Consider the following 5,799-nt stretch of genomic DNA (forward strand, 5'->3'; position numbering starts at 1 on the left):
AAGGATCATTTGCTGATACCAAAGAAGATATGTCCTTTCGAAAATATCTGTGTCGCGGAACTGTGAATGTCCTTGCGGAAAGTACCATGATCGCAATTGCTCATAACATCAATAAACTTCACAGAAAAATACAATCCGGTAAAATAGGACAGCATTTATTTGAACTTAAAACAGCATGATTTTTGAACTATCAAAATTCAAAACAACCTTTTCATAGAAGGTCTGGTTCAAGTACGCCCAAAAATCAATATGAATCAGAAATGGAATAAAAAGGACATTTCTGTAGGAAAAAAAGAGCTGCGCACCGCTGAATTTAATCAGCTAGTGCGACAGCCCCATCCCGCGCATTGCTGCTGTTTTCTATAAGGAAATGTACGGCGCGCTCTACGCCGCCGGAAGCCATTCTGCCCGCACTTTTGACCTGGTTCCTGGCCCCGGAATGCGCAAAAATATCGGGGGCGACTGGGGTATTTGTTGCAGAGGAAGGTATTGTGAATGTTATAGGTACAACTGAAATTTATAGGCGTTTTAGACATCTTGGATATGATAGGTGTTCTATGCATCTCAGGTCGTGTCGGTTAGCCCTGCATGTTCTCCGGGATGGGTCTTTTCTTGGCTGTAAATTCTTGTACTTCTATTTTGATTACCTTTACGATGGATACTAATTTTTCTGTAAATTCAAAGTCTTTTCCTGTCTGGGTCTTCATCAGGATCGTGAGTCCGGCTTTTTTCTCTTCTACGTCTTCGCATATTTCTGCTGTTCCTTTTCCCATCACCGACGCGTAGCTCATGCCGTACTGGCAGGCTACTTTTCCGTCAAATGGACTGACATCGCATTCTATTGAAAATGAGACTTTTGGATTTTTTGCCAGAACGTCATACTTGTACCCCTGTGTGGCGCCATGCAGATAGATAGTCAGTTTTTCGTCCTCGTAGGTATATCCGTAATTCATAGGGATTGCATAAGGCTGATCACCGTCACATAGCGCAAGGTGGATTATTTTCCCCTTATCTAAGATCTGTAAAATTTCCTGTATGTCTGTTATCTCTCGTTCTCTTTTTGTCATTTTTCTACTCCTTTTTCTCTGATATTTCTTTATTTACGCTATTTGCCTGTGTCGCTCATTGTTGTCGCACACGTTCAAATGTGAGCAAGCTTCCATTTTCCTTGCCGTCGCGTATATTTTACCACGAATCGTCAGAAATGCATAATATTTAGAACAAAGAGTTTCGCATGCGAAACTCTCGCGCCGAAGCGCGGTCACCTCAGTGACCATATTCCATTTGTGCGTAGCGCGCATCCCCCGGAGGGTTTTTATGTAATAGCAAAGTTCAGAGAACTTTGCTATTACATAAAAAATGAGACTGCCGTACTAAACAGATTTCATACAGGATAAAGACTTATCCGGTATTCTTTTCAGTACAACAATCTCAATTTATTTATATTCAATTATGCTCTAGCATAATTGCTTCTTCTCCTTATTATTCGCCAAACACAGCTTTATAATCTGCCTGGAATTTTTCAATTCCCTGATCTGTCAATGGATGCTTTGTCATCTGCTCAATTACGCTATACGGCACGGTTGCAATATGTGCCCCGGCGAGAGCGCAGTCCGTCACATGAATCGGATTGCGGACACTTGCTGCAATGATCTGTGTATCAATATCGCCTGCAACTTCAAAAATTTCCGCAATTTCACGGATCAGATCAACACCTCTTGTGGAGATATCGTCCAGCCGGCCAAGAAACGGTGACACATAGGCTGCTCCTGCACGTGCTGCAAGAAGTGCCTGGTTTGCGCTGAACACTAACGTAACATTTGTCTTTACTCCCTCTGCATTCAGTACTTTGACTGCTTTCAGCCCTTCAACCGTCATAGGAATCTTCACTACCATATTAGGATGAATCTTTGCAATTTCTCTTCCTTCTGCAATCATGCCCTCCGCATCCGTTGTTGTCGCTTTCACTTCGCCGCTGATTGCTCCATCCACAATCGATGTAATTTCCTTGATTACCTCCACGAAGTCTCTTCCCTCTTTTGCAATCAAAGACGGATTTGTTGTAACACCGCAGATCACACCCATATCATTTGCTTTTTTAATGTCTTCCACTTTCGCTGTATCTACAAAAAATTTCATTCTATTCTCTCCTTTTTATGTTCTGTTCTCGTAAAGCAGACAGTAAATCAGACACTCATAATCCACTCTGCTGCCTGCATTTCCCAAAAAGAAGGCTGCAGAACAATCGACTTGTTCTACAACCATTCCATGATTACGCTAATGCCCGAACAGCTTTGATTTGTTCCGCATCAAGGTCATAAATATCACTGTTATCCATTGATGTGTTCGAATCTTCAATTAAGATCATCTTTGTATCTTTCTGTGTAATCGTGTTGTGCCATAATGTAGACGGGATATTGTATACTTTATTCTTTTCCATCTTTACAGCTTCAAACTTCAGTGCACCCGCTTCTTCGTTTGCAAAAACCAATGTACATGCGCCTTCTACCAGAACAAATAATTCATCTGTTTTGTTATGACGCTCAAGATTTGTAATACCGGTTACATCATTGGCCGGTTTCCAGTTTTTGATACCAACACACCATTTCTCATTTTCAAATACACGTGTCATTCCTTCGCCATTAAACTCATAATTTAAAATTTCCATTTTTTCCTCCAGATTCCGACACCGGACATCACATATAAGATATCAGGATATCATCCTTATTTTCTTTTTTTATTGAATTATGCTCCAGCATAATTGCTGCGAGCGGCTGTCAGTTCTGCTGACATAATGCATCTAAGCCGCTCTGCAATCCGCTGGAGGCTATATCCCAGTGGGAGATTGACACCCACCACTGAGACTAGTTTGTTACTCACCACCTACATAGAGGTGGAAGTCATTCTTTCACTGAGATATATTGTTTTCTGTAATACTTTTCCCGCTTATGCCAGAGTTGCCTTGCATTTTTCCACAATGTTCTCTGCCGTAAGTCCATAAGCCTTGAACAGTTCTGCCGGTTTACCAGATTTACCAAACTTATCCTGTATGCCGATTCTCTCAAATTTAGCACCTGCATGTCCCGCCAGAACCTCCGCAACTGCTGAGCCAAGTCCACCGATAACAGAATGTTCCTCAGCAGTCACAATTCCTTTACATTTTGCATTCATAGCAAGAATTGTCTCAGAATCGATCGGCTTGATCGTATGCATATTGACAACCGCCGCACTGATTCCTTCTTTTTCAAGCATCTCAGCCGCTTTCAATGCCTCCGGAATCATCAGACCCGCAGATATAATGCATACATCATTCCCATCTTTCATGATATTTGCTTTTCCAGGAATAAACGGTGTGTCTGCTGTCGTGATATCCTCGCAGACAGGTCTTGCGACACGGATGTAAACCGGTCCGTCAATCTCTGCGGCTGCAAAAACTGCTTTTTCCATCTCCGCAGGATCACACGGAACAAAGATCGTCATATGAGGCATCTCTCGCATTAAGGCGATATCCTCGATAGACTGATGACTTCCGCCGTCTTCTCCAACCGATAATCCAGAATGTGAAAACCCGAATTTTACATTCGCATTCGTATAGCAGATAGAGTTGCGAATCTGCTCGAATGCCCGCCCTGCCCCAAACAGTGCGAATGTGCTTGCAAATGGAATATATCCAGTATGGGCAAAACCTGCTGCCGCGCACATCATATTTGCCTCTGCAATCCCCATATCAAAGAAACGATCTGGATATTCATTTTTAAATGTGCAGGACATGGTCGCATTTGCCAAGTCTGCATCCAACGCAACAACTTTATCATTTTTAGCACCTAATTTAACAAGCGCGTCTCCATATGCTACTCTTAACGATTTTCCCATCTGTCTATACCTCCAATTCTTTCAACGCTGTATTAAGCTGCTCTTCATTCAACGGCTTCCCATGCCATCCAGACTGGTTCTCCATAAATGAAACGCCTTTTCCCTTGACTGTTCTGCAGCGAATGAATTTCGGTTTGCCAATCACCGGAATCTGAAGAGCTTTGTCGATTTCCGAAATATCATGTCCATCCACATCAAAGCACTCAAATCCAAATGCATCAAATTTCTTCATCACATCACCTAATGACATGACATCCTCATTGCTGCCATCGATCTGCAGGCCATTGTGATCCAGCATGAATACCAGATTGTCAAGTTTGTAGTGAGCTGCTGCCATAGCTGCCTCCCACACAAGACCTTCCTGGCACTCTCCATCACCAAGTACACAATATATTTTATAGTCAGCCTTCGCATGCTTTGCTGCCATCGCAAGCCCGATTGCAAGTCCTGCGCCCTGACCCAGTGAACCGGTATTCATATCTACACCCGGTGTTTTTGTGCAGTCCGGGTGTCCCTGAAGATGGCTGTCAATCTGTCTCAGATGTGCAAGATCCTCCTTCGGAAAATATCCAAGATCTGCCAAAATCGCATACAGCGTAGGGCAGGCATGTCCTTTACTGAGTACAAAACGGTCTCTATCCGCTTTCTCAGGATCTTTTGGGTCAATGTTCATGGTGTCATAATATAATGCCATCAGCATTTCAACACAAGATAAAGAACCGCCCGGATGACCTGACTGGCAGGCATACAAACTCTTTAAGATTTCACTTCTCAGTTCTTTTGCTTTTGATTCATAGTTCATTTTTCTTTCCTCCTATTTTCTATCCCTTGACAGCCCCTGCTGTCATTCCTTCCACTAAACGCTTCTGCGCAAAGAAGAACATGATACATACCGGAATAATTGTGACGATACCACCGGCGGTTAACAGATCCCACTGGACGCCCAATTGTCCGATCAGACTCTTTAAGGCAACCGGAATGGTTCTGGATGCTGTGTTTGTAAACATAACAGCAAAAGTATATTCATTCCATGATGTCATAAAGATATATACGCCAGTCGCTATCAGACTCGGGTTCAAGATTGGTAAGATGATCTTAAAAAATGCAGTAAACCTGCCGCAGCCATCCACCAACGCAGCCTCCTCCAACGAAAGCGGCAAATCATTCAGGAAACCATTCAGCATCCATACCGAGAACGGAATCGTAAATGTCGTATAAGCTAAAATCAGTGCTCCCGGTGTATACAGCAGCCCCATTTTTCTCATAATTGAATACAATGGAATCAGCAATAAAACCGTCGGGAACATGTTGTTGCACAAGAACAACGTCATGAGTATTTTTCTACCCGGAAATTTAAATCTGGAAAATGCATATGCTGCCATAGTCGAAACCAGCAGTGACACCACCGTGGTACATCCTGCCACGATAAAACTGTTTTTCATCGCTGCGAGGAAATCAACTGTCGTCGTGAAAAGGCTCTTATATGCATCCCATGTAAAATGTTTCGGCCAATAGGTAACAACCATACCGTATAATTCATCCTGGCTCTTTACCGAAGTTACAAAAGTCCAATAGAACGGGAATAGAATGAACAGTAAGATAACGATCAGCGGTAAATAAACAGTTAAAAATCTTTGTAACTGTTCAGAACTCCATTAGTTAAAGATGATATCGGAATTCCCTAAAAGGGCTTCTCTGATTGCTGTAAAAGCATTTATTCCATGCTTATGAGCAGTCCCAATATAGCTCATGATTGTAAGATATTCCTGTGCGCCTTCCTCACTGCGAAAACATCCTGAGACCTTGGTTTTAACCTTAATCATGCGCAAATCACGTTCCGCAAGGTTATTATCAAACGGAACACAGAGATTCTTTATAAATAAGCAGACTGATGCCTTGTAATTCACAAGTCTGTCAATTAGATTT

Annotated in this window: 8 protein-coding genes; 1 reads left to right on the plus strand and 7 read right to left on the minus strand. The window is 42.5% G+C overall.

Features of this window, described 5'->3' with window-relative positions:
- Window positions 1–179, plus strand: a 179-nt coding sequence (locus tag BUB85_RS22560) for a transposase (protein ID WP_073113127.1), incomplete at its 5' end; no start/stop codon positions are given.
- Window positions 180–578: 399 nt separating this feature from the next.
- On the opposite strand, the gene BUB85_RS20435 is transcribed toward BUB85_RS22560, so the two are convergent.
- From BUB85_RS20435 to BUB85_RS20465, 7 genes are all read right to left on the minus strand, one after another.
- Complete coding sequence (locus BUB85_RS20435) at window positions 579–1,067, minus strand: pyridoxamine 5'-phosphate oxidase family protein (protein ID WP_073113313.1); 489 nt, start codon at window positions 1,065–1,067, stop codon at window positions 579–581.
- Between the two features lie 415 nt (window positions 1,068–1,482).
- Window positions 1,483–2,139, minus strand: a complete 657-nt coding sequence (fsa, locus tag BUB85_RS20440; RefSeq protein WP_073113314.1) for a fructose-6-phosphate aldolase — start codon at window positions 2,137–2,139, stop codon at window positions 1,483–1,485.
- Window positions 2,140–2,272: 133 nt separating this feature from the next.
- On the minus strand, window positions 2,273–2,668 hold the full coding sequence (locus tag BUB85_RS20445; protein ID WP_073113315.1) for a cupin domain-containing protein: 396 nt from the start codon (window positions 2,666–2,668) through the stop codon (window positions 2,273–2,275).
- Window positions 2,669–2,946: 278 nt separating this feature from the next.
- Window positions 2,947–3,873: a transketolase family protein gene (locus BUB85_RS20450; RefSeq protein WP_073113316.1), complete on the minus strand. Its 927-nt coding sequence runs from the start codon at window positions 3,871–3,873 to the stop codon at window positions 2,947–2,949.
- A 4-nt stretch (window positions 3,874–3,877) separates the two neighbouring features.
- Window positions 3,878–4,675, minus strand: a complete 798-nt coding sequence (locus BUB85_RS20455) for a transketolase (RefSeq protein ID WP_073113317.1) — start codon at window positions 4,673–4,675, stop codon at window positions 3,878–3,880.
- A 19-nt stretch (window positions 4,676–4,694) separates the two neighbouring features.
- Complete coding sequence (locus BUB85_RS20460) at window positions 4,695–5,399, minus strand: carbohydrate ABC transporter permease (RefSeq protein ID WP_242945512.1); 705 nt, start codon at window positions 5,397–5,399, stop codon at window positions 4,695–4,697.
- A gap of 129 nt (window positions 5,400–5,528) precedes the next feature.
- Window positions 5,529–5,799: IS66 family transposase (locus tag BUB85_RS20465; RefSeq protein WP_143160786.1), on the minus strand; the 271-nt coding region annotated here is incomplete at its 5' end.

The organism is Hespellia stercorisuis DSM 15480 (assembly GCF_900142165.1).
GTDB lineage: Bacteria > Bacillota > Clostridia > Lachnospirales > Lachnospiraceae > Hespellia > Hespellia stercorisuis.